Raw genomic sequence first — 3,151 nt, forward strand, 5'->3', positions numbered from 1 at the left:
AAACGGTCTGGGGAGAGACCGTTTCAGGTCACCACCTTGAAACTAGGGAGTGGTGAGAACCAAAATTTTCAATTTTTGGGTTCTTTCCCACTCCCTTTAAAATAATTCATTTTAATGCTTAAACAGCGGCGCGCTCAGGTGGAAGCTGAAATCTGTTACATCAACTAAGCCAACCACCTCATCACTCTTGTAGAGTTGAATGAGGAAATCAGCCATCTCTTGAGCAGTATGGTATTGTTTAAACTCTCGGTCGTAATCGTATTGACTAGAGTCAGTCGCTACCCTGCCAAATTCGGTCTTGGTTGCAGCCGGAGCAAGCACCTTTGCCCGCAGTTTACGGTGCTGGTTTTTCATCTCTAGGGCCAGTCCTTCGGTGAAGGCACTGACATAAAATTTTGCAGCACAATAGCTCACGGCGTTATTGACCAGCATATAGCCGCCGCGAGATGATATATTAATCAGCTGACTGCCTTCGGTATCCTGATAATCTCTAACATATAAAGTTGATAAGATTGTTAAGGCTTCAATATTTAGATGAATCATAGCAGAAATTTTCGTGAGGTCTTGGTCGGCAACACTATCATAGTTGCCAAAGCCCGCATTATTAATCCAAACAGAGATGTGATAATTCCTTAAGTCTTCGTATAATTGATAGACGTTATCTGAGATACCTAGGTCAACGCTTTTGACAACAATATCCAGGCCGGGATAGGTGTGCAGAATTTCTTGCTTCAGCTCCTCCAGTGATTCTTTTCGTCTGGCTGCCAGAATGAGATGGAATCCGAGATCGGCGAAAGCTTTGGCGGACGCTCGTCCTATGCCGGAACTAGCGCCGGTGATGCAAACGTATTGATTAAGTTTGGCTGTTATTATTAAGTTCCTCCTTTTTAAGATAGCTTCATTATAATTTCTAGAGTTAACTCTAGGTCAAGAGGAAATTAAAAGGACTGAGTCCTGTGCAAGACAGGACCCAATCCTTCACTTGACTAAAGGAATACTAAGAAGCCGTTTTAATTATATTATAATAGCTCTATAGAAAGGTTTGGCCAGACGTTTATCCATTTTTTCTTTTTTATTCTTTCGTTATAAACTATTTGTCGCTTTTTGTCAGAAGAGTAATGTGGTGTCGGTGAGATTTTAAAGTTAATTAAATCTTCTATTCCATAAGGAGTGAATAACTCTAAATCCTGATTATTATCTAGTCTAGCAGCTATCGCTGTACATTTTTCTGGAAATTTTGAAACGGCATCTTTTGAGCTAGTATATTTTTCAGTATTTGGACTATGGATGTTCATATAGTATTGATTTTTTATTTCCCAATTATATTGAGGATATTGTTTCTTTATTTTATCCTCAATTGCAATAGTTTGTTCATATGATATATTTTCGTCAAAAAAGATTACATCTATATCTGAAAGATTAATACTTGTAAAACTATTTTTATTACTTAAGTAATCCCAAATGTAATTTCGTATAGTTCCTGCACAAAGCCAACAGTCTTTAAGTTTTAAGGAATTAATAATTTCTAGCAACGTTATTAATTCTGTGTTTTCTTTAATTATGTTGTTGATATTACACATTTTAAACCTCATTGGCATTATACAAATTTATACTTGGAAAATCAAATTGAGGTATAATATATTTTAACATTATAAGCGTTTTTGATACAATAATTTCATGCGTTGCAAAATCCAAATCTTTAGTAGTCAAAGCTAATAGCTCCAAAATCTTTAGCACTGCCTTTAGGAGCTCGTCGATTTCCATTGTTAACAGATTTCTGCGCTTTTTGAGCTAATTCATTTACCCAGAGTTGAATTTCAGCAGATTCAATTTTATCTGGTTTATAATCGCCAAATTTAGGGAGAATGTAAGTATCAATATATCCTCTTACTCGATTTAGAGTGTTTTGTGATGTTACCCATGTTTGAAAACTACTATACCAGATTTCAACAAGGTCACTAAAGCGGCCAATTTCCAATTTTTTCTTTTTGGTGGACCCCTTAGCCTCAAAATCTAACTTTGCTTGTATAAGTCTCCTGTCCAAAGCTTTCAAAATTTTAGCAGTAATTGTTGTTATGACTTGCTTACCCGTTTTTTCATCTATTCCCAGATAAGCCCCTTTAAGAGGGTAGCTAATATCACCATTTTTCTTGGTTTTCTTGATAATATTTTTATTGTTGCGTTTAATTGTTTTTGTTTTCATTTTGCCTCCTTCGTACCGGATAATCACGAATTAGGCTAAAAAATAGACTTCTCCTCCTTTTATAGGATAAGTTTATTTTAGCATATTTCTTAGTGAGTTAGAAATTGAAGATTTGTACCAAAAAGCGCAATACATCGTAAATACTCAAGACCTATTAGACAAAAAGAGTTGATATAATTCAAAGTATATACAAAATGATACTTTTGTGATATAATGCTTAAAAAGAGGAGGTGGCATTATGCAACTAACAGTTAATAAATGGGGGAACAGTTCAGCTATACGTCTCCCAAAACAATTAGTACAGCAACTACAATTACATACCAACGATATTCTTGATTATGAAGTATCAGGGAACAAGATTATTCTTAAAAAGGCAACGACAGTCCCAGAATTAACAGTTGATGACCTTTTTAAAGATTATCAGGGTGAGCCAGTTTCTGTAACGCCATTCATTTTTGAAAGTGTTGGTAATGAACAATGGTAAGTATTAAGCAAGGGTCTATCATTAAAATTAACCTTGATCCTAAACAAGGTCATGAACAAAAAGGCTATCGACCTTATATTTGTTTAAGTCATAGCGTTGTTACGAAGTACTCTAACATTGCTATTTTTGCCCCTATCAGCAATACCAAAAGAGATTACCCCTTTTATGTTCTTCTGAAAGATGCCGAAACAACAGGTAAAGTTTTACTCGACCAGTTGGTGACGATAGATTTCAATGCTAGAGACTATCGGTATATCGAAAATGTTTCAGATGGGTTATTGAGTAGCTTGTTAGCTCGTGTGAAAGTATTGTTTGAAAAGGGGTAATTATATATAAAAAAGATTTCAGTAAGTAGTCACTGAAATCTTTTGGCTCTTTGTCAACTATAGTGGGTGATGAAAAGCTAAGTTCTGGAGAGAACCCAGTTGGTTCTCTCTTTTTTGCTGTTCAAGATAAGATAAATC

The 3,151-nt window shown here is 35.4% G+C and carries 4 protein-coding genes and 1 pseudogene; 2 read left to right on the forward strand and 3 right to left on the reverse strand.

Annotated elements, in window-relative coordinates:
- Window positions 1-111: 111 nt before the first annotated feature.
- From G573_RS0101400 to G573_RS10810, 3 genes and pseudogenes are all read right to left on the reverse strand, one after another.
- A complete protein-coding gene (locus G573_RS0101400; RefSeq protein WP_037586684.1) occupies window positions 112-870 on the reverse strand; it encodes an SDR family NAD(P)-dependent oxidoreductase in 759 nt (252 codons plus the stop codon).
- A gap of 149 nt (window positions 871-1,019) precedes the next feature.
- On the reverse strand, window positions 1,020-1,580 hold the full coding sequence (locus tag G573_RS0101405; protein ID WP_027975052.1) for a nucleotidyltransferase family protein: 561 nt from the start codon (window positions 1,578-1,580) through the stop codon (window positions 1,020-1,022).
- A 134-nt stretch (window positions 1,581-1,714) separates the two neighbouring features.
- Window positions 1,715-2,203: pseudogene (locus tag G573_RS10810) on the reverse strand (tyrosine-type recombinase/integrase); the annotation flags it as partial.
- 238 nt (window positions 2,204-2,441) lie between these two features.
- Here G573_RS10810 and G573_RS0101415 point away from each other — a divergent pair.
- Window positions 2,442-2,687: an AbrB/MazE/SpoVT family DNA-binding domain-containing protein gene (locus tag G573_RS0101415; RefSeq protein WP_003089974.1), complete on the forward strand. Its 246-nt coding sequence runs from the start codon at window positions 2,442-2,444 to the stop codon at window positions 2,685-2,687.
- Window positions 2,681-3,013, forward strand: a complete 333-nt coding sequence (locus tag G573_RS0101420; protein ID WP_027975053.1) for a type II toxin-antitoxin system PemK/MazF family toxin — start codon at window positions 2,681-2,683, stop codon at window positions 3,011-3,013. The genes G573_RS0101415 and G573_RS0101420 overlap by 7 nt, the downstream gene beginning before the upstream one ends.
- The last annotated feature ends 138 nt before the right edge of the window (window positions 3,014-3,151 follow it).

Origin of the sequence: Streptococcus devriesei DSM 19639 (assembly GCF_000423725.1) — a bacterium.
In the GTDB taxonomy this organism is placed as follows: Bacteria; Bacillota; Bacilli; order Lactobacillales; family Streptococcaceae; genus Streptococcus; species Streptococcus devriesei.

Excerpts from the sequence above, each read along its gene's own strand:
- G573_RS0101405 (WP_027975052.1), bottom strand. The coding sequence starts at position 1,580 with ATGTGTAATATCAACAACATAATTAAAGAAAACACAGAATTAATAACG.
- G573_RS0101415 (WP_003089974.1), top strand. The coding sequence starts at position 2,442 with ATGCAACTAACAGTTAATAAATGGGGGAACAGTTCAGCTATACGTCTC.
- G573_RS0101420 (WP_027975053.1), top strand. The coding sequence starts at position 2,681 with ATGGTAAGTATTAAGCAAGGGTCTATCATTAAAATTAACCTTGATCCT.